This window comes from Sulfitobacter sp. JL08, assembly GCF_003352045.1.
Classification (GTDB): domain Bacteria; phylum Pseudomonadota; class Alphaproteobacteria; order Rhodobacterales; family Rhodobacteraceae; genus JL08.
Map to the genome: position 1 here is coordinate 1097477 of NZ_CP025815.1, position 19066 is coordinate 1116542.

The 19066-nt window shown below is 58.7% G+C and carries 17 protein-coding genes and 1 riboswitch; of the genes, 13 read left to right on the forward strand and 4 right to left on the reverse strand.

Going from position 1 to position 19066, the window contains the following annotated elements; translation table 11 throughout:
* Positions 1–20: 20 nt before the first annotated feature.
* Both C1J05_RS05600 and C1J05_RS05605 read left to right on the forward strand, forming a co-directional pair.
* On the forward strand, positions 21–923 hold the full coding sequence (locus C1J05_RS05600) for an EamA family transporter (RefSeq protein ID WP_114869390.1): 903 nt from the start codon (positions 21–23) through the stop codon (positions 921–923).
* Between the two features lie 9 nt (positions 924–932).
* The gene (locus C1J05_RS05605) at positions 933–1550 is read left to right on the forward strand and encodes an inner membrane-spanning protein YciB (protein WP_114869391.1); all 618 of its coding nucleotides are present in this window, start codon (positions 933–935) and stop codon (positions 1548–1550) included.
* A gap of 92 nt (positions 1551–1642) precedes the next feature.
* Here the strand turns inward: C1J05_RS05605 and C1J05_RS05610 are convergent, their stop codons facing one another.
* Entirely contained in the window at positions 1643–2353 is a 711-nt protein-coding gene (locus C1J05_RS05610; RefSeq protein ID WP_114869392.1) for a glutathione S-transferase N-terminal domain-containing protein, read from the reverse strand.
* A gap of 192 nt (positions 2354–2545) precedes the next feature.
* Positions 2546–2622, forward strand: a riboswitch (SAM riboswitch).
* Positions 2623–2682: 60 nt separating this feature from the next.
* On the opposite strand from C1J05_RS05610, the gene metZ reads away from it, so the two are divergent.
* A complete protein-coding gene (metZ, locus tag C1J05_RS05615; protein WP_114869393.1) occupies positions 2683–3864 on the forward strand; it encodes an O-succinylhomoserine sulfhydrylase in 1182 nt (393 codons plus the stop codon).
* On the opposite strand, the gene C1J05_RS05620 is transcribed toward metZ, so the two are convergent.
* Together C1J05_RS05620 and C1J05_RS05625 are read right to left on the reverse strand one after the other, a co-directional pair.
* Complete coding sequence (locus C1J05_RS05620; RefSeq protein WP_114869394.1) at positions 3861–5114, reverse strand: M24 family metallopeptidase; 1254 nt, start codon at positions 5112–5114, stop codon at positions 3861–3863. The genes metZ and C1J05_RS05620 overlap by 4 nt on opposite strands.
* Positions 5111–5899, reverse strand: coding sequence for a HalD/BesD family halogenase (locus tag C1J05_RS05625; protein WP_114872140.1), 789 nt, complete (start codon positions 5897–5899; stop codon positions 5111–5113). Before C1J05_RS05625 ends, C1J05_RS05620 begins: the two co-directional genes overlap by 4 nt.
* A gap of 107 nt (positions 5900–6006) precedes the next feature.
* Here C1J05_RS05625 and C1J05_RS05630 point away from each other — a divergent pair, with 107 nt between their 5' ends.
* From C1J05_RS05630 to C1J05_RS05655, 6 genes are all read left to right on the forward strand, one after another.
* Positions 6007–6873, forward strand: coding sequence for a LysR family transcriptional regulator (locus C1J05_RS05630; RefSeq protein WP_114869395.1), 867 nt, complete (start codon positions 6007–6009; stop codon positions 6871–6873).
* A gap of 96 nt (positions 6874–6969) precedes the next feature.
* Entirely contained in the window at positions 6970–8073 is a 1104-nt protein-coding gene (gene folE2 / locus C1J05_RS05635) for a GTP cyclohydrolase FolE2 (protein WP_114872141.1), read from the forward strand.
* A gap of 244 nt (positions 8074–8317) precedes the next feature.
* Positions 8318–8641 (forward strand): antifreeze protein, encoded by a 324-nt coding sequence (locus tag C1J05_RS05640; protein ID WP_114869396.1) that lies wholly within the window; start codon positions 8318–8320, stop codon positions 8639–8641.
* 22 nt (positions 8642–8663) lie between these two features.
* Entirely contained in the window at positions 8664–9434 is a 771-nt protein-coding gene (locus C1J05_RS05645; RefSeq protein ID WP_205389083.1) for a hypothetical protein, read from the forward strand.
* Positions 9435–9566: 132 nt separating this feature from the next.
* Entirely contained in the window at positions 9567–11015 is a 1449-nt protein-coding gene (locus C1J05_RS05650) for a TrkH family potassium uptake protein (RefSeq protein WP_114869398.1), read from the forward strand.
* A 29-nt stretch (positions 11016–11044) separates the two neighbouring features.
* Positions 11045–12622: a thiamine pyrophosphate-binding protein gene (locus C1J05_RS05655; RefSeq protein ID WP_114872142.1), complete on the forward strand. Its 1578-nt coding sequence runs from the start codon at positions 11045–11047 to the stop codon at positions 12620–12622.
* Positions 12623–12641: 19 nt separating this feature from the next.
* Here the strand turns inward: C1J05_RS05655 and C1J05_RS05660 are convergent, their stop codons facing one another.
* Positions 12642–14408, reverse strand: coding sequence for a serine protease (locus C1J05_RS05660; RefSeq protein WP_114869399.1), 1767 nt, complete (start codon positions 14406–14408; stop codon positions 12642–12644).
* 187 nt (positions 14409–14595) lie between these two features.
* On the opposite strand from C1J05_RS05660, the gene C1J05_RS05665 reads away from it, so the two are divergent.
* From C1J05_RS05665 to glyS, 4 genes are read left to right on the forward strand one after another with little or no spacing between them, the layout of a single operon-like run.
* Positions 14596–15525 (forward strand): glycine--tRNA ligase subunit alpha, encoded by a 930-nt coding sequence (locus tag C1J05_RS05665; RefSeq protein WP_114869400.1) that lies wholly within the window; start codon positions 14596–14598, stop codon positions 15523–15525.
* The gene (locus tag C1J05_RS05670; protein WP_205389085.1) at positions 15525–16040 is read left to right on the forward strand and encodes a DUF6446 family protein; all 516 of its coding nucleotides are present in this window, start codon (positions 15525–15527) and stop codon (positions 16038–16040) included. The genes C1J05_RS05665 and C1J05_RS05670 overlap by 1 nt, the downstream gene beginning before the upstream one ends.
* An 18-nt stretch (positions 16041–16058) precedes the next feature.
* Positions 16059–16736 carry an FkbM family methyltransferase gene (locus C1J05_RS05675; protein ID WP_114869401.1) on the forward strand — a complete coding sequence of 226 codons (678 nt, stop codon included), beginning with the start codon at positions 16059–16061 and terminating at the stop codon, positions 16734–16736.
* A gap of 31 nt (positions 16737–16767) precedes the next feature.
* Entirely contained in the window at positions 16768–19020 is a 2253-nt protein-coding gene (glyS, locus tag C1J05_RS05680) for a glycine--tRNA ligase subunit beta (RefSeq protein WP_114869402.1), read from the forward strand.
* Positions 19021–19066: the final 46 nt, after the last annotated feature.

The window sequence follows — 19066 nt, forward strand, 5'->3', positions numbered from 1 at the left end:
CCGTCAGGCCATTCACGCGTATGGGTGACTGGTTCGTCGCGCTGGAAGGCACCGAGGCCGGCCATCAACTGGCGCTTGGGCTGGCCATTCTTGCGGCTTTTTTGCACGCGGTGTTCGGGGCCTTGCAAAAGGGGCGGCATGATCCGTGGCTGACGCGCGGCGCGATCGATATATCCTATTGCCTGATGGCCGCTCCCTTTGCCCTGTTTGTGGTGCCCTGGCCCGAGCCGCACATGTGGATCATCTTTGCCACCGCTTTTGCAATTCACCTTGTTTACAAGATGTTGCAGGCGCAGGCCTATACCAAGGGGGCCTATACGGTTGTTTATCCGGTGGTGCGCGGCATGGGCCCGCTGTTCACGGTGATCGGGGCCTATTATCTTTTTGGCGAAGTGTTCACCGGCGTGCAGTGGATGGGCATTGCGGTACTGTTATGCGGCATATTCGGGTTGGCCGTCTATAATCTGATGTTTCTGGAAACCGAGAGGGACACGCTGAAACTGGCGTTGTTTCTGGCGGTTCTGACGGGCCTGTTCGTGGCACTTTATACGACCTATGACGCCTATGGCATCCGCGCGACGGCCAACCCCTTTACGTTTCTGGCATGGTTTTTCATGTTTGACGGGATGGTGATGCCGTTCATCGCCTATGCCCGCTGGCGCAACATGCCCAACCCGCCCGCCATCGCCCCGCTGATGGCGCGCGGCGTGTTCGGCGGACTGACCGCTTTTCTGAGTTTCGGATCGATCATGCTGGCCACGCGTCTGGACAAGGTCGGCGAAGCGGCGGTGTTGCGCGAAACATCGACCGTATTTGCCGCCCTGATCGGATGGCTTGTGCTGAAGGAAACCGTCGGACCGCGGCGCATTTTTCTGATGGCGCTTATTGCACTTGGGGCCGTGATCGTTGAGATGGGCGGATAGGAGCATGAAATGAATGACGCAAAACAGATCAACCCTGTTCTCAAGCAGGTGCTGGAGCTTGGCCCGACGCTTGTTTTTTTCGGGATCTACCTGCTGATCCGCGATGAAACCTATCAATGGAACGGCACCGAGTATTCAGGTTTTATCGTTGCGGCGCTGGTGTTCGTGCCGATCCTTCTGGTTGCAATGGGCATTCTGTGGGCGCTGACCGGCCAGCTGAGCCGGATGCAGGTCTTCACCGCCTTTATGGTGATCTTTTTTGGCGGTCTGACCGCGTGGTTCAATGACGAGCGGTTCTTCAAAATGAAAACCACGCTGGTTTACGGTACGTTTTCGGCCCTTTTGGGTATCGGGCTTTTGCGCGGACAATCCTATCTGGCCTATGTGATGGCCGAGGTGATGCCGATGCAGCACGAAGGCTGGATGATCCTGACCAGAAGGTTGTGTCTGGGCTTTGCGGTGCTGGCGGTTGCCAACGAAATCATCTGGCGCACGATGTCGACCGATATGTGGGTCAAGATCGAAACCTTCGGCTTTCCCATCGCGCTGATGGCGTATTTGTGGTGGCAGATCATGGCGCTGCAAGGCTACATGATCGATACCGACAACGACGATCAGGGACAATGACGTGCCTGCGGCGTGACACCTTTTTTTGTCACCTTCGGTGAAAGTATTTTTGAAAAGATGAAGGCGGGCGGTGCGCCTGTTTTGGGTCAGGATCAGCCCTTTTTGAATAGAACGTCCTGGGCCGACCGCTGGTCTTTGGAGGCCAGATTGGTGCGCAGTTCGGCGGCCAGAGCGCGGCCGCGTTGTACGGCAGGGCGGGCGGCGACGCTGTCCAGCCATCTGGCAAAATGGGGCTTGTCATCCAGCGTTTGCTGCTGCCCTTCCCAAAGCGAGGCCCAGGGCCAGATGGCCATATCGGCGATGGAATAGTCCGGTCCGGCGACAAATTCGTTCTGTTCCAGCTGTCTGTCCAGCACACCGTAAAGGCGCGCGGTTTCATTGCGATACCGGTCCTTGGCATAGGGCAGATCATTGGGGGGATCCATCGCGGGGGCGTATTTCAGAAAATGGTGCGCTTGCCCCGCCATCGGGCCAACCCCGCCCATCTGCCACATCAGCCATTGTTCGATTGCGACCCGGTCGCGTTCGGTTTGTCCGCCGAACTGGCCGGTCTTTCGCGCCAGATATTGCAGGATCGCGCCGCTTTCAAAGATTGAAACCGGGGCATCATCTGGGCCGGCAGGATCGACGATCGCCGGCATCCTGTTGTTTGGCGCGATTTTCAGAAACTCGGGTTTGAACTGGTCGCCCGCACCGATATTGACCAGATGCAGGGTGTAGGGCAGGCCCATTTCTTCCAGCGCGATCGAGATTTTCCAGCCATTCGGCGTGGGCCAGTAATATAGATCGATCGGATTTTGCATTGGGATGGCCCTTTCATTTCGAGTGTTGCGCCTATGGTGGCGTATTTTGCGCCCGCCGCAAGGGCAGAGACGACAGGAATGCGGTGCATGGCAAAGACAGCGCAAAACCGGCGTGACCGGCCTGCTTCCCGGCTGCGATATCCAGAGAGTGTGACGACCACGCAGTGTTGACGCGGCGCGCGGCGCGCAGTATCGGTTTTATGTGGCGATTTGTTACCGGATTGCGGGCCACGTTAAACAAGCCGCTAAAAGGTCAGGATGAGGGACCCCCTTTCGCTTGACCGCGACGGGGGTTTTTTATTGGGCGCAAGCGCCCGGAGGACGATCAGATGAGCGAGACCTGGAACAGCCGCACCAAAGCCGTACACAGCGGCACAAGACGCAGCCAGTACGGCGAAGTGAGCGAGTCGATATTCCTGACGCAGGGCTTTGTCTATGACAGTGCCGAAGCGGCAGAGGCACGGTTTGTCGAAGCCGGGCGCGAGGAATTCATCTATGCCCGCTATGGCAACCCGACAGTTGCGATGTTCGAAGACCGGATTGCGGCACTGGAAGGCGCCGAGGACGGGTTTGCCACGGCCAGCGGCATGGCGGCTGTCAGCGGCGCGCTGACTGCGATGTTGCGTGCGGGCGATCATGTAGTGGCGGCGCGCGCGCTGTTCGGATCCTGTCTTTATGTGCTGGAAGAGGTGCTGACCCGTTTTGGGGTCGACGTGACGTTTGTCGACGGCACAGACCTTTCGCAATGGCAGAATGCTCTGCGCCATGACACCAAGCTGGTGTTCTTTGAATCGGTATCCAATCCGACGCTGGAAGTGATTGATATTCGCGCTGTTTCGGACATGGCGCACAGGGTCGGCGCGCAGGTGGTTGTCGACAATGTGTTTGCCACCCCGGTGTTTTCGCGCGCCTTCGAACAGGGGGCGGATGTGGTTGTGTATTCGGCCACCAAACATATCGACGGGCAGGGGCGTGCGCTGGGCGGCGTGATCCTTGGGCGGCGCGATTTCATTCGCGGCACTGTTGAACCCTACATGAAGCACACCGGCGGCTCGATGAGCCCTTTTACGGCGTGGATCATGCTGAAAGGCCTTGAAACCATGCATTTGCGGGTAAATGCGCAGGCAGATACGGCTCTGGCAATCGCCAGTGCACTGGACGGGCACAGCGCATTGGCGCGGGTGATTTACCCGGGCCACCCCGCCCATGCGCAGCATGAACTGAGCCAGGCGCAGATGATCAAGGGCGGCACCGTTCTGTCGATTGATCTGGCCGACGGACAAGAGGCGGCGTTCCGGTTCCTGAATGCGCTGAGCCTGTGCACGATTTCCAACAATCTGGGGGATGCGAAAACCATCGTGACGCATCCGGCCACCACGACGCATCAGCGCCTGCCCGAAGATCAGAAACAGGCGCTGGGAATCACCCGCGGGCTGGTGCGGATTTCGGTGGGGATCGAGGATCAGGGCGATCTGATCGCGGATATCACGCAGGCACTGGCGGCGTCCTAGACATCTTCCCAGGGGAAACTGTCCAGCCGTTCGGTGCCGCTGTGGGTGATCAGAACCTGGGTTTCCAGCTTGACGCTTTCGCTATGCGCGTCGGCGATCAGGCTTTCGACACAGATAACCTGACCCGCCTCGAACGTGCCGCTTTGGCTGTCGGCAAAATCGGGATGCAGGGCGATCACCGGCCATTCGTCGGCCATGCCCACACCGTGGGCCGCAAGCGAATAGCGGTAGGGCTGGTAGGCGGGCGGGATTTGCCAGCTTTTGGCGTTGAACTCGGCAAAACTCAGCCCCGGTTCTATCAATGCCAGATTATGTTCGATCTGGTCGCGGGCGGCACTGTAAATGCGTCGCTGCTCATCATTCATCGGGGTGTAGCCGCAGGTCCATGACCGGCTCAGATCGGCGCAGTATCCGTAGGGACCGATCATGTCGGTATCAAAGGCGATCATTTCACCCTTTTGGCAGGGGCGCGACGAACATTCCCGATACCACGGTTTGGTGTTGGGGCCACAGGTCAGCAATTTGGTTTCCAGCCAGTCCCCGCCAGAGCGTGCGTTTTCGAAATGCAGATGCGCCCACAGTTCGGTTTCAGTCGCGCCCGGAACGGAATGGTCGTAAATACGGGCCATTCCGGCCTCGCAGACGCGGATGGTCCAGCGCATCAGTTCGATTTCATCTGCCGATTTGATGGCGCGGGCGATTTCGGTGATCTGGCCTGCATCAATGATCGTGATGCCGCGCGATTGCAGGGCATAAACGCCTTCGGGTTCCATCCGGTCGACGCCAAGACGCAAGTTGCCGCCGCCGTGTTCGCGCAGGGTCTGGGCGATTTCGTCGGCCCAGCGGTTCAGTCGGTCATGTGATTTGTCGCCTGCGGCCATGAACATCCAGGCAATCGAATTGCGCAACTCGTCTATGCCATCCAGCCCGTCGTTCAGGTGTTCACAGCCCTTGAATTCGAACATGATGCCCGGACCACCGGTCAGGATCATCGCGTAGCGCATCGGGTTGTGTGCCGTCCAGACGCCCATGTTGGAACAGTCAACCGCGTACCGGATGTTGACCGGATCGTACAAAAGCAGGCCAGCCACATCATATTCGCCCAGGACCGTGCGCAACCGCGCCAACCGGTAGGCCCGCGCGCGTTCCAGAACATTCTGGGATACCGGGCTTTTCAGCGGGCGATCGGCGCCTTCGCTGTTCAGGTATCCCAGCTTGCGATCATCCTTGAAAGGGGTGTCAACGTTCATGATGCGCGCCCGTAAAAACCGATCCGCTCTTCCTGCGAAAAGGTGACGCCGGGGCGGTCGTAAAACGAAAACACGGCGATCACTCGGGCTGTGTCGCCCTGCACCGGGGTCACGCGGTGGGCCGTGTTCTTGCCGCGAAAGACGTTCAATGTGCCGGGCGTGAGGGTAATGCTTTTGACCATTTCGTCCTGTCCGGTCAGCAATCGCGCGACACCATCATAATTCGGGTCATCATCCGAACGCAGATCGGTTCTGTATTCGAAATCGCCACCCTGTTCGGGCGCTTGCAACAGCAGCGTCGTGGTGAATTCCGAGCGGTCGAAATGCCAGTTCAGCGCTTGCCCTGCGTGATAGGACATCACGTTCACGCGGGCCAACGGATCGCGCATCACGAAAAGCTCTGGCTTGTGCATCGTGGCGGCCAGAAATGCCGCGAATTCGGGCCATTCGTAAAGCCCAAGCAGATACGACGTTGCAATCTGATCCGCACACAGGGTTCTGTTGGATGTTTCACACAGCCGCAGTGCCGGGTGATCCGACGCCAGTCCGGGAATGTCTTTCCTGAAATAGATGTTGTGGGATCGTGTATGACAAAAGGCGTTTTCGGCAAACTGGCCCTGCATCTGCGCCACGGCTTTGTCGGCCGCATCCAGCCGCATCAGACCGGGCAGGTTGAACATGCCTGTTTGTGCCAGTTCGCCGCGGCAGTGCGCGACAAGACGATGCCAGCCGGGGCTGTGCGGCTGATCCAGCGGATAGGTTTCAAGATCGATGATATCGCGCATACCGCACCCTTCCATGCTTTGGGGTTCCACATCTTTGACTGCCGAACGCGTTTTCCACCACTGCAAAAATTCTTGGTATCCCCTAGATTTTCTTTAATACTGCAGTGATGAAACTGCCCCCGCTGAATGCCTTGCGCGCCTTTGAATGCGCCGCCCGATCCAGCAGTTTTGCTGCCGCAGGGCGCGAGTTGGGTGTGACTTCTGCAGCGGTAAGCCAGCAGGTCCGGAATCTGGAAACCTGGCTGAACCGAAAGCTGTTCGAACGGCACAACAACCAGATCCGCCTGACCGATGCAGGGCGCGATTATTACACGAATGCCGCCGCCGCATTATCGGATATCGCGCAGTTCACCCAAGCCCTGACCGAAGGGGGCAAAGGCATACCGCTGGTGATCAGCGCCACTGAAACACTGGCGCAGTTCTGGCTGCCTGCGCAGTTGGAACGGTTTTCAACCTTGTTTCCCGACATTCCGGTCGTTGTCCGGGTCGAACATGATCCGGTTGATATGGAAGGCGACGGAATTGATATTCGCCTGACCTATGGTGGCGAATTGCCGGATTACCAGATTACCCCGCTATTCACCGATGCGCTGGTCCCGGTTGCAGCTGATCCCCGCTTTGATCTGGCGACAGGCCGTCTGATCCATGTTGACTGGGGGGCGGCGATTAGCAGTGTGCCGCGATGGGCGCACTGGATTGCCAATCACGGGCCGGTTCGTGATCGGGGGGCAGGGGTGGACGTTACGGTCGCGTCAGTCGCTTCGGCCATCGCAATGGCCGAAGCGGGTGTTGGCGCTGCTCTTGTGCCGCGCAGCATGGTTTTGGGCCACGTCAACGCTGCCCGGCTGGCCTGTCTGTCCGATGCCGTCATCGAACTGCCACGTCCGTTTGTTATGATTTCGGCACATTACAAGAACAGAAGCCGGCGCATGAAAAGTTTCCAGAAGATGCTGGCCATGTCGGATTCAGATTGATCCGGTCGCAGGGTGCGCGCGTAAACACTTGTGAATGGATTTTAATACATGGAACCATTATGTATGTGGTTCGATGATTTCAAAGGGGTTGTACCGTTGAACCTTCACGCGCCTGATCTGACTGCCTTGCCTGATGCCGACGACGCCCAAGCGGCACTGGATGTATTGCGTCAATGGGCGGCCCAAGCCAGCCCGGCGGATATCGCGCAACTTGACCCGTCGCTTGCGGCCCTGATCCCGGCATCCGGTCTGACGGATTATCCGGCCCTGTCCCGCGAATACCCCGAAGCTTTCACGGTCGATGCAACCTACAAGGCCGGATTGCCCGATCTGCAAAACGGCCCCAGCAGCCTGATCCGCGGCGCGCGCCGCCAAATCCAGCATGTCGGAATTTCGAATTTTCGGTTGCCCATCCGGTTTCACACCCGTGACAATGGCGATCTGACACTTGAAACCTCGGTCACCGGGTCTGTCAGCCTTGACGCGGACAAGAAGGGCATCAACATGTCGCGCATCATGCGCAGCTTTTACAAACAGGCCGAACGCACGTTCAGCTTTGAAGTGATCGAAGCCGCACTTGATGATTACAAAACCGATCTGGACAGCTTTGATGCGCGCATCCAGATGCGGTTTTCCTTTCCGGTCAAAATGGACAGTCTGCGCTCGGGGTTAAGCGGATATCAGTATTACGACATAGCGCTGGAACTGGTTGAGCAGAACGGTGTACGTTCAAAAATCATACATCTGGACTATGTATACTCGTCAACTTGCCCGTGTTCGCTTGAACTATCCGAACATGCGCGCATTACGCGCGGCCAATTGGCGACACCCCATTCGCAACGCTCTGTCGCGCGCATTTCGGTCGAACTGGACAGTGCCGCAAACTGTCTCTGGTTCGAGGATCTGATTGATATGTGCCGCCGCGCGGTGCCCACCGAAACACAGGTGATGGTCAAACGCGAAGACGAACAGGCCTTTGCGGAACTGAACGCCGCCAATCCGATTTTTGTGGAAGACGCGGCGCGTCTGTTCTGTGAACAGCTTCAGGCAGATGTGAGGGTAGGGGATTTCCGTATCATCGCCAGCCATCAGGAAAGCCTGCACAGCCATGATGCGGTCAGCGTTCTGACAGAGGGCGGTATGTTCGCAAGCACGAGCCTTGATCCCAAACTGTTCAGCACGCTGTTCCACGTCGGATAAGATCGCGGACGTTTCCAACGTTGATGCGGCGTGCAGTCCCACCGGGCCCAATCTGGGCAGAACCCGCATGAAAGCCCAGATTGACACTTAATGCCGCAGTGCAGCATTTTTATCTGTCATCAATAGAAAAACTGCGTATGGTTGACCTTGATTTGGTCGATAAAAGGCGGTTTTCGATGGCAAGGCAAGATTTTTCGGTCAGACTCGCGCGACTGCTGCGATGCAGCAAGAACCGGTGTGCTGAATGAAGCACCCTTCACCCGCCGACATCGCAACCTTGTGGGTATCCTATGCAACGCTGATCACCGAAGCGCACAGTGTTGTGGCCTACAGGCTGATGGGTATGGGTGGGGCCTGGTCCGTGCCACGGGGCGAAAACCACGCCATGCTGCGTGAAAAGGGGCCGGCCTTTACCGAAGCAATGGTGGCCAGCACCATGACAGCCATCAAGGGCGGGGCCCCCGACAAAATTATGGCCGCCGCGATCAAACCATTGTCCAAAAAGGCCAGATCCAACCGGAAACGGCTGGCGCGGCGCGGCCCCACAACTCTCAGACTTAGCAAATGAACGACATGATCGGAGATTTGAAATGATCCCTATGACACATCCATTGGCCTTTTCCGCCGCCTGCCTGAAACTGGCAGGCTACACATGGGCCAGCAATCTGAAAGCCTCGCAAATCGTGATGCAGTCAATCAGGAACGCGCCGCTTGTCTGGTTGCCAACAACCCCTGACGCGCCCGCCACCGCGCCGAAACCTGCGGTTTCTGCCGCCCCCAAACCGCGCAAACCCCAGCGCAAGGCGAAACCGGTGCGCCAGAAACCGTCGCGGGTGGTGGCCACAACACCCAAACCGGACGCCAAGCCTGTCAAAGTCGTCAAAACCGCTGCGGCAAAGCCTGTTAAAGCCAAAATCAAACCAAAACCGGTGGTTGCCAAACCTGTCGCACAGCCTGAGCCTGTTGCAAAAGCTGTGGTTGCGCCGACGCCAACGCCCGTTGCGAAAACCGCTGCGCCTGCACCGGCACAGGTTGAAAAACCGGTTGCAGCGCCCGCGCCTGCACCTGCTGCACAGCCCAAGGTCGCTGCGCCCGCCGCACCAGCGCCAAAATCTGATGCAGCGCCAAAACCCGTGCCCGCCGCGAAGGCCGCCGATGCCCCGGTAAGCCCGGCCAAACCTGCGGTTCCTGCCGCAACGCCTGAACGGAGCACACCATCGAACGCGAAGGCCGCAGTCAAACGGCCCCGCGCCCCGTCCATGCCGCCTGCGTTGCCCGCTGCATTGAACGCGCAATCGGTGGACGCCGGGAAAGACGAAACAAAGGCCAAGATCAGTCTGGCCAAGCCACCCGCCAAGTAAGACGGACGCCCCCGATCACACGTCACGCCCGACCCTCTTGTGGCGTGACGAAGGGCGCCAGGCGGGGCGTTCGTCGAATGGGCTGCTGTCCCTGCTTGACAGTCGGCTGTCCTGCGGCCAACCCTGCGCCTCATGATTGACCTGCGCCCTGTCGGATATGTGATCGGCCTGTTGGTGGCCATGCTGGGCCTGACCATGCTGTTGCCATTGCTGGTCGATCTGGCCGAGGGGCGCGAACATTGGCCCGTTTTCCTTGAAAGTTCCGTTATTACAATGCTTTGCGGCGGGTTGATCGCGCTGGCATGTGCCAACGGCGTGCGCGAAGGCCTGACAATCCAGCAAACCTTTTTGCTGACCACTGGCGTCTGGCTGACCCTGCCTTTGTTCGGCGCGATCCCGTTTGTGTTCGGCGCGACCGAAGCACGGTTTGTAGATGCTTTCTTTGAGGCGATGTCGGGCCTGACCACAACGGGATCAACGGTTTTCTCTGGATTGGAAGACCTGCCCAAGGGATTGTTGTTGTGGCGCGGCATTTTGCAGTGGCTGGGGGGCATCGGTATCATCGTTGTGGCGATGGTGTTCCTGCCGGAACTGCGTGTCGGCGGGATGCAGATTTTCCGCTCGGAAGGCTTTGATACTTTTGGAAAAATTCTGCCAAGGGCGACCGAAATTTCCAGCCGGATTTCGGTGATCTACATCGGCCTGACACTGGCCTGCACCATTGCCTATATCAGCACCGGCATGAATGCGTTTGATGCCACCGTGCACGCCATGACCACAATCGCGACGGGCGGGTTTTCCAATTACGATGCATCCTTCGCCAGCTTTACCGGAATGACCGAATATGCGGCGGTGGCCTTTATGCTGCTGGCCGCATTGCCGTTTGTGCGGTTCGTGCAGTTGACTGCGGGATCCGCCCAGCCCCTGTTTCATGACAGCCAGATACGCGCATTCTTTGGCACCGCTGTTGTTCTGGTGCTGACCATCGTGTTCTGGAAAATGTTTCAGGCCGGCGAGGTGGGCGAGGAAATGTTTCGCAAGGCGCTGTTCAATACGGTGTCATTGCTGACGGGCACAGGCTATGCCAGCGCGGACTACATGATCTGGGGCGCCTTGCCGATTGCCGTTCTGTTTTTCACCGGGCTGATAGGCGGATGTGCGGGTTCAACGGCCTGTTCGATCAAGATTTTCCGCTATCAGCTGCTGTTCGCGTCGATCCGGGCCCAGCTATACAAGATCAGATCGCCCAACGGCGTGTTCACGCCACGTTATGATGGCAGGCCGGTCAGCGAAGACGTACTTGGCTCGGTGATGTCGTTTTTCATGTTCTTTGTCGTCACGCTGGGCGTGCTGGCTGTCGGGCTGGGGCTGACGGGGCTGGATTTCACGACATCCGTTTCGGGCGCGGCGGCGGCGCTGGCCAATATCGGGCCGGGTCTGGGGGATCAGATCGGCCCCGCCGGCAACTTTGCCGGTCTGAATGACACTGCAAAATGGATGCTAAGCGCGGCAATGCTGATCGGACGATTAGAGCTGCTGGCGGTTTATGCTATTCTTACCGTACAATTCTGGAGATCCTGAAAATGACAAGAAAAACCGCGGATACGGGTATGACACGCCCTTTGGGTGCCCAGATTTCGCATATGCTGAAAGATCGCGGAGTCGATGTGATTTTCGGCATTCCCGGCGTGCATAATCAGGAAATGTATCGCGGCATTCAGGAGGCCGGGATCACCCATGTTCTGGCGCGCCACGAACAGGGCGCAGGTTTCATGGCCGATGGCTATGCCCGCGCCACCGGAACGCCGGGTGTTGCCTATGTGATCACCGGACCGGGTGTGTGCAACATCATGACGCCGATGGGGCAGGCCAACAGCGATTCGGTTCAGGTGCTGGTGATTTCATCCTGTCTGGATGAAACCGCATCGCGTCAGGGACAGTTGCACCAGATGAAGGATCAGGAAATCGCCGCCGGTACGGTGTGCGACTGGTCCCATACCGCGCACAGCCCTGCTGCGGCCTATGGTCTGGTGGATCGTGCTTTCGAAGAATTCGCCACCCAGCGCCCGCGCGCGAAACATATTCAGGTGCCCATTGCCCAGCTCGAGGCCGATGCCGCCCCGGCAGAGCCGCCCAATATGCCCGGTTTGCGCGCCAAGGCCGGCCCGCCCGACATCAGCCCGCTTCTGTCGCTGCTGAACATCGCGCGCCGGCCGCTTTTCGTGTTCGGCGGCGGGGCGTGCAGCAATCTGTGGCGTCAGGTTCTGATACAGACCGGTGCGGCCTGTTTTCAGACCTATGCGGGGCGCGGATTTGCCGGTGCGGGCTATGATCTGGATTTCGGATCAACCCTCGCGCGGCCGGGCAGTGCTGATGTTATTGCCACGGCTGATCTGGTGATTGCTGTCGGCACCGAACTGGCCGAAGTCGATCTGTGGCGCGCCCATCTGGGGCACAGTGCGACCCTGATCCGGGTCGATATCGACCCTGTCAGCCTGTCTGATGATCAGCGCGCATCGGTCAAGCTGCTGGCCGATGCGGCGGATGTGGCCAAGGCCTTGTGGGCAGCAACCGAAAACAACACACCCGATACCAGATGGAGCGTTGCCGAAGTGGCCGAAGCACGGGCGCGCTGGCGTTCGGAAACCGATGCGGAACGCCCCGGTATCGTGCCAATCTGTGATGCGCTGCGTGCAGCCGTGCCGGACGATACGATGATCTATTCGGACATGACCCAGTTTGCCTATGTCGCCAAAGAGGTTTGGCCGATGACACGGCCCAAACACTGGCACCATCCCTATGGTTTCGGCACGCTGGGTTATGCGCTGCCCGCGGGTATCGGCGGGGCCGTGGCCCGGCGCGGCAAACCGACAATGGTGATCATCGGCGATTACGGGTTCCACTATACAATGCAGGAACTGGGTGTCGCGGTGGAACTGGGGCTTAGCCTACCCATCATTCTATGGGACAACGGCAAGCTGAAAGAGATTGAGGACAGTATGGTGCGCGCCCAGATCGCCCCCAATGCCGTCATTGCGCGAAACCCCGATTTTTGCAAGCTGGCCGAAGCGTTCGGCGCCCGCGCCACAACGCCTGCTACGCTTGAGGCATTACAGGCGGATGTGCGTGCAGCGTTCGATGCAGATGGCCCGACCCTGATTTACGTCACACCTGACATGACGCTTTAAGCACGGAATGTACGCTGTATCAGTCCCAGCAACTGACCAGAACGGTCATTCCGCTGGCCCGTTCGCGGATATCCTCGACCGGCAGGGGGTCGGACCGGTCGACGGCATTCACGCTTAATCCCGCGGCATCCAGCACGGTTTTGATCGCCGCACCGTTTACCGCAAAATTCACGTCTTCCGGCAATGTCTGATCAGAGTTGGAGCGCGGCAAAAGCATGCCCAGAAGATGCCCGCCAGTGTCCAGAACGGGGCCACCGGCATCGCCCGGCAACGGGGTCAGCGCAAGACGTTTGATCTGGTCTTCGCCAGCCAGCCCGCGCAGGTCGGACAGGGTGCCAAACGTTACCGTTGGCGCGCCCAGTATGCCTTCGTAGGAATATCCGCCCACGGCAACGTCTGATTGCAGACGTGGCACAGCACCGGCGAACCGCGCAACACCCAACGGGGCCAGCGCTGTTGCGGGCTGCACGACGGCAACGCCCAGTTTGGTGTCCAGCGTCAGTACGTTTGCATCATGTTCATCGTCCAGCGTGATACGGGTGCAGCTTTCCACCGCATCCGCGGTCGTCACAACCGTACCGGCACGATCCACAAAGAAACCGGATCGCGACAGGCGCGGTTTGCGCACCTCAAGGCCGGCGACCAGATCAATGCTTTGCTGAGCATCTGCACCGATGCTTGGGTCCAGAACACCGCCAAGGCGCGCGAAACTTTTCTGCATTTCGCCCAGAACGCGGCGGCGGCGTTCTTCATCACCAGCCGGCCAGACAAGCGTAAAACCCTTGATTTCGCCGTTTTCAAGCCATGCTTCGGTTTGCGAGATCATCATCCCGCTTTCCCCGATCAGGCGGAAACTGTCGCTGTCACGTTCGCGCGGCCCGGTCAGCGGCACGATTTCCAGCGTTTGCATGATGTCATAAAGGCCGAACAAAGTGGCCTGATCGCCAGCCTGACTGATCAGCAGAACCTGCGCATCAAGATCACCGGTTGCCGCGTAATGGGCAAAGGGTGGTTCGTATTTTTCAAAAGCAACTACGCCGGTTGGAATCATGATTTCGATCCCGGCCTGGGTGTCGCGCACCAGTTTCAGGTCCATTCCTTTCAGCACGGCATTGTACTGGTCCAGAAGCGCAGCGCGCTGCGCCGTTGTCAGGATACCCGTCGATTCGAACCCGTTGGCCTGCTGCCACGCGGCCATCGAATTGCGGGTACCGCGCCCGAACGCGCCATCAATCGTCGAATCGTAGAATCCGGCCCATTTCAACGCCACCTGAAGGGCTTCCCGATCCGGGCGCGACAGCTGCGCCTCGCTGCGGCGGGCCTCGGTTGGGGTTTCGTCGGCAGGGTCCGGTGTCGTCTGTATAATGGAAGGCAAATTCGCTTCGGGCTGGGGTAATGACGAAATCACCGGCGGCGCCAGCACGCCACGGTTCAGCAGGTTTTCACCCACCGGCCAGAACTGCTGGCGAAAGCTGGATGAAAACGCGATGAAACTGTCACGCGGGATCGTTCCTTCCGAACGGTACACCCTAAGAACCTGATTTGCGTCTTCACGGGCATAGGGGCCAAGTGCGATGGCATACCACCCGCTGGTCATGGCAAAACCGTTAACATCAGGCAATCTGGCGGCATAGGCGCGCGCGCGGTCCTGTGCCTCGGCAAGGCTGGGCTGCGCTTCGACCTGAACCCAGACAACATCGTTATCCTGTGCAAGTGCGCGATTGAAAGGTGCGCACACCAACAGGAAAACGGCTATGACGACCGGCGTGAAAAAATGCTTGAACAAGTGGACGGCCTCTGACGGGTGAAACTTGGCGTAATAAAGCAGGCTTTTAACCGAATTGCCATGATTTGCACGGCCAAATTACCGCTTCTGTCACAATTGACCCCGCCGGTGTGGCAGCTTAGGTAAGGTGCGCGTATATTCGGGGCCGGACGGGCTGCGATTTGCCGTCAACCAAAGGCCAAAACCGATGAACAGCACACCCAATCCGCCCCGGTCCTTTCAGGAAATTATCCTGCGCTTGCAGTCCTATTGGGCGGCGCGCGGCTGTGCCATGCTGCAACCCTATGACATGGAAGTTGGGGCCGGCACATTTCATCCCGCGACAACACTGCGCAGTCTTGGCACCCGGCCATGGGCGGCCGCTTACGTGCAACCCTCGCGCCGCCCTACAGACGGGCGCTATGGCGAAAACCCCAACAGATTGCAGCACTATTACCAGTATCAGGTGCTGATCAAACCCAGCCCGCCGGATTTGCAGGATCTTTATCTTGGATCACTGGCAGCCATCGGCATCGACATGGGAATGCACGATATCCGCTTTGTCGAAGACGATTGGGAAAGCCCGACACTGGGTGCGTGGGGCCTTGGATGGGAAGTGTGGTGTGACGGCATGGAAGTGTCGCAATTCACGTATTTTCAACAGGTTGGCGGACATGATTGCCACCCCGTTTCCGGCGAACTGACCTATGGTCTTGAACGGTTGGCGATGTATGTTCTGGGCGTGGATCACGTGATGGACATGCCGTTCAATGATCCCGATGCCCCGATCGCGCTGACCTATGGGGATGTGTTCAAACAGACCGAAGAAGAATACGCGCGCTGGAATTTCGATGTGGCCGATACATCCGTCCTGTTGCGCCATTTCGAGGAGGCCGAGGCCGAGTGCCGCGCCATACTGGAGCAGCCCAAAGACGATCCCAAGACCGGAAAGCGCATCATCATGGCGCATCCCGCCTATGATCAGTGCATCAAGGCCAGCCATATTTTCAATCTGCTGGACGCGCGCGGCGTGATCTCTGTCACTGAACGGCAGGCCTATATCGGGCGCGTGCGCGCGCTGGCCAAGGAATGCGCGGATGCGTTTGTGCAAACCGCTGCGGGCGGGCAGGCGGCCTGATGGGCAAGTTTCTGGTGGGTATGCTGGTGCTGATCGCCGCATTGGCGGGCGGTGCGATGTATTATTTGCAGGTTTACGGCTATTATGAAGAGGTGACGCCGGACGGCGTCGGTGATGTGCAAATGGCTCTGGCAGGCACAGAGCAGCCGCAAACCATCCCCTATGACGATTTCCGGGCCATTGATGCGCAATCCAGCCCGATCCGCTATCGTGCCTGTTTCACAACCGGTCTGGATCTGGAAACGGCTGGTGGCCTCTATGTTCCGTTGCAGGATGTAACGCCGCGCAATGCACCGGGTTGGTTTGACTGTTTTGATGCAGCCGCCATCGCGCAGGCTCTGGATGCGGGCACCGCACAGGTCTTTCTGGGCGCCAAGAACATCCGTTACGGTGTGGACCGCGTTGTCGCGATCACCGATGACGGGCGTGGTTATGTCTGGCACGAACTGAATGAATGTGGTGAAAAAGCCTATGACGGCACGGTGATCGGCGAAGAATGCCCGCCGCGCCCGTGAACCCAGTTAGGATGCGTTATGGCCGATCCGGCCCATCAGGCTGAACTGGACGAGATGCGCCGGCGCAACAAACGGCGCGTGAAACGGGTGCGCGCCCAGGGTATGCTGCAGGGCGTTATTTCGATGCTGCGCGCAGGCGATATCGTTTTTGATTGCGGGGCGAATGTGGGTGATGTCACGGTGCAACTGGCGCAGTCCGGCGCGCAGGTGCACGCATTCGAACCCGATCCTGTGGCATTTGCCCGCCTGTCCGAGCGGTTTTCCGACGCCGACAACGTTACTTTGCATAATGTTGCCGTCGGCACGCAGGACGGGGTTGCTCCCCTGATACGTGCTCATGACTTCAAGGATGATCCGGCCGCGAAATCCAGCCGCAGCACAATCGTGGCCGGGGGGCATCTGATGGCGGATCAGGCTGATACGACGACACAGGTGAAAACCGTTGATCTGCCCCGTCTGATCCGCGAAACAGCAGTGGAACACGGCCAGATCGCATTTCTGAAAATGGACATCGAAGGGGCCGAACTGGACATTCTGGAAACGATGGAACAGCACGACCTGTTTGACGCTGTTCGCCTGACTGTCGTAGAGACCCATCAGGGAAAATTTCCGGCCTTGCGCCCGCGTCTGAAAGCCTTGCGCAAACGGTTCGCTGCCAAATATCCCGCCACCAAGGTCAACCTGGAATGGACCTGACCGGAACCGTTGAACAAGAAAGCCGCCCGCAATGCCCGATCTGCTGATTGAACTGTTTTCCGAGGAAATCCCCGCACGTATGCAGGCGCGCGCTGGCGAAGACCTGAAAAAACGCATGACAGACGGTCTGGTCGAGGCCGGTTTGACCTATGCCAGCGCAGCGGCCTTTACCACGCCGCGCCGTCTTGTCCTGACGGTTGAGGACGTATTGGATCACAGCCCGTCGCTGCGCGAAGAGCGCAAAGGCCCGCGCGTTGATGCGCCCGAAAAAGCGATCGAAGGGTTCTTGCGCGGCGCTGGCGTGACGCGCGCCGATCTGGAAGAACGGGATGAGAAAAAGGGCCGCGTGTTCTACGCCGTGATGGAACGGCCCGGCCGCCCCGCACCCGACATTATCGCCGAGGTTCTGGACCATACGATCCGGAACTTTCCATGGCCCAAATCCATGCGATGGGGCACAGGCAGTTTGCGCTGGGTGCGTCCGCTGCAATCGATCCTGTGTATTCTAAGCGCGGAAGACGGCGCGCAGACCGTGCCGCTTGAGGTGGACGGGATCGTGGCGGGCAACATGACGCGGGGCCACCGCTTTATGGCGCCGGATGCGTTTTCTGTAACTAATTTCGATGATTACAGTGCGAAGCTAAAACGCGCATTCGTCGTTCTGGATGCCGCTGAACGCGCCGATCACATCTGGGCCGACGCCACAAATCAGGCCTTTGCCAACGGGTTTGAAGTGGTGGAAGATGCCGCCCTGTTGACCGAGGTGGCGGGCCTTGTCGAATGGCCCGTTGTGTTGATGGGCACGATTGATCCGGCGTTCAAGGATTTGCCGCCCGAGGTGTTGCAAACCTCGATGCGCGAACATCAGAAATTCTTTTCCGTGCGCAACCCTAAAACCGGACGAATCGAACGGTTTGTGACAGTTGCGAATGTGCAAACCCCCGATCATGGCGCGACCATTCTGGCGGGCAACCAGAAGGTTCTTTTTGCCCGTCTGTCCGATGCCAAATTCTTTTGGGAAAACGATCTGCGTATTGCGAAATCTGACATCAGTATCTGGACGCAACCCCTTGAAAATGTGACGTTTCACAATAAACTGGGAACACAGGCCGAACGGGTTCAGCGTATTGCAGCACTGGCGCGCGATATCGCCCCTTTTGTCGGCGCGGATGCGGACGAGGCGGAACAGGCCGCACAACTGGCCAAGGCCGATCTCAGCTCGGAAATGGTCGGAGAATTTCCGGAATTACAAGGGCTTATGGGGCGTTATTACGCCTCTGCCGCGGGGTATTCCGATGCCGTCGCCGCCGCCAGTCAGGAACATTATGCCCCCCAGGGCCCATCCGATGCGGTACCAACCGCGCCGGTTTCGGTGGCCGTGGCGCTGGCGGACAAACTGGACACCCTGGCAGGGTTCTGGGCGATTGATGAAAAACCCACCGGATCGAAAGATCCGTTCGCATTGCGCCGTGCCGCTCTGGGCGTGATCCGGCTGGTGCTGGAAAACAGCGCCCGCCTGCATTTAGACCGGATGATCGACGCGGAACTTCTGAAGTTTGAAATTCGTCAGGCCAACGGCACCCCGCCCGCGCTTGATCTGCACACAATGGAAGAAACCCTGAGTGAGATCGCAGAGCATGGCGTATTCGGGGCGGCGTTGCGCACCGTGAAAACACGGTTTGACGATGCCGCCGAAAAGCCGGATTTCAAGGAAGGGTCTTGGATCGACGGGATCGCAAAGCGCCTGCCCGATGTCAGTGAACACCTGCTGTCTTTCCTGCATGACCGGCTCAAGGTTTATCTGCGCGATCAGGGCATCCGTCACGACATTATAGATGCGTGCATCGCGATGCCTGCAAACGATGACCTGACGCTGCTGGTCAAACGCGCCACTGCGCTGAACGACACTGTCAAAACCGAAGATGGCGAAAACCTGATCCAAGGCTTCAAGCGGGCCAACAACATTCTGTTGCAGGCCGAAGAAAACGACGGCGTTGAATATTCTTATGGTCCGGACGTCAAATTTGCCGAGGCAGGCGCGGAAACCGAACTGTTTGCCGCACTGGATGCCGCCGAGGCGAAAATCGCCCCTGCCATGGCGCAGGAGGATTTCACCGCCGCGATGCACGCTATGGCCACCCTGCGTGCGCCGATTGATGCGTTTTTTACCGATGTTCAGGTCAACGTCGACAACCAGACGGTGCGGCGCAACCGGCTGAACCTGTTGCACCGTATCCGCACGGTCTGTTCTTCGGTGGCCGATCTGACACGAATAGAAGGCTAAACAGTCGCATCCCGCGAAACAAAGCCCTACTTGCGCATGGCGGTTC

Coding starts and splice junctions, on each gene's coding strand:
- metZ (WP_114869393.1), top strand. CDS start 2,683: ATGAGCGAGACCTGGAACAGCCGCACCAAAGCCGTACACAGCGGCACA.
- C1J05_RS05640 (WP_114869396.1), top strand. CDS start 8,318: ATGAAGCACCCTTCACCCGCCGACATCGCAACCTTGTGGGTATCCTAT.
- C1J05_RS05605 (WP_114869391.1), top strand. CDS start 933: ATGAATGACGCAAAACAGATCAACCCTGTTCTCAAGCAGGTGCTGGAG.
- glyS (WP_114869402.1), top strand. CDS start 16,768: ATGCCCGATCTGCTGATTGAACTGTTTTCCGAGGAAATCCCCGCACGT.
- C1J05_RS05650 (WP_114869398.1), top strand. CDS start 9,567: ATGATTGACCTGCGCCCTGTCGGATATGTGATCGGCCTGTTGGTGGCC.
- C1J05_RS05620 (WP_114869394.1), bottom strand. CDS start 5,114: ATGAACGTTGACACCCCTTTCAAGGATGATCGCAAGCTGGGATACCTG.
- C1J05_RS05655 (WP_114872142.1), top strand. CDS start 11,045: ATGACACGCCCTTTGGGTGCCCAGATTTCGCATATGCTGAAAGATCGC.
- C1J05_RS05600 (WP_114869390.1), top strand. CDS start 21: ATGGGTGACTGGTTCGTCGCGCTGGAAGGCACCGAGGCCGGCCATCAA.
- C1J05_RS05610 (WP_114869392.1), bottom strand. CDS start 2,353: ATGCAAAATCCGATCGATCTATATTACTGGCCCACGCCGAATGGCTGG.
- C1J05_RS05670 (WP_205389085.1), top strand. CDS start 15,525: ATGGGCAAGTTTCTGGTGGGTATGCTGGTGCTGATCGCCGCATTGGCG.
- C1J05_RS05625 (WP_114872140.1), bottom strand. CDS start 5,899: ATGCGCGATATCATCGATCTTGAAACCTATCCGCTGGATCAGCCGCAC.
- C1J05_RS05665 (WP_114869400.1), top strand. CDS start 14,596: ATGAACAGCACACCCAATCCGCCCCGGTCCTTTCAGGAAATTATCCTG.
- C1J05_RS05645 (WP_205389083.1), top strand. CDS start 8,664: ATGATCCCTATGACACATCCATTGGCCTTTTCCGCCGCCTGCCTGAAA.
- C1J05_RS05630 (WP_114869395.1), top strand. CDS start 6,007: ATGAAACTGCCCCCGCTGAATGCCTTGCGCGCCTTTGAATGCGCCGCC.
- C1J05_RS05675 (WP_114869401.1), top strand. CDS start 16,059: ATGGCCGATCCGGCCCATCAGGCTGAACTGGACGAGATGCGCCGGCGC.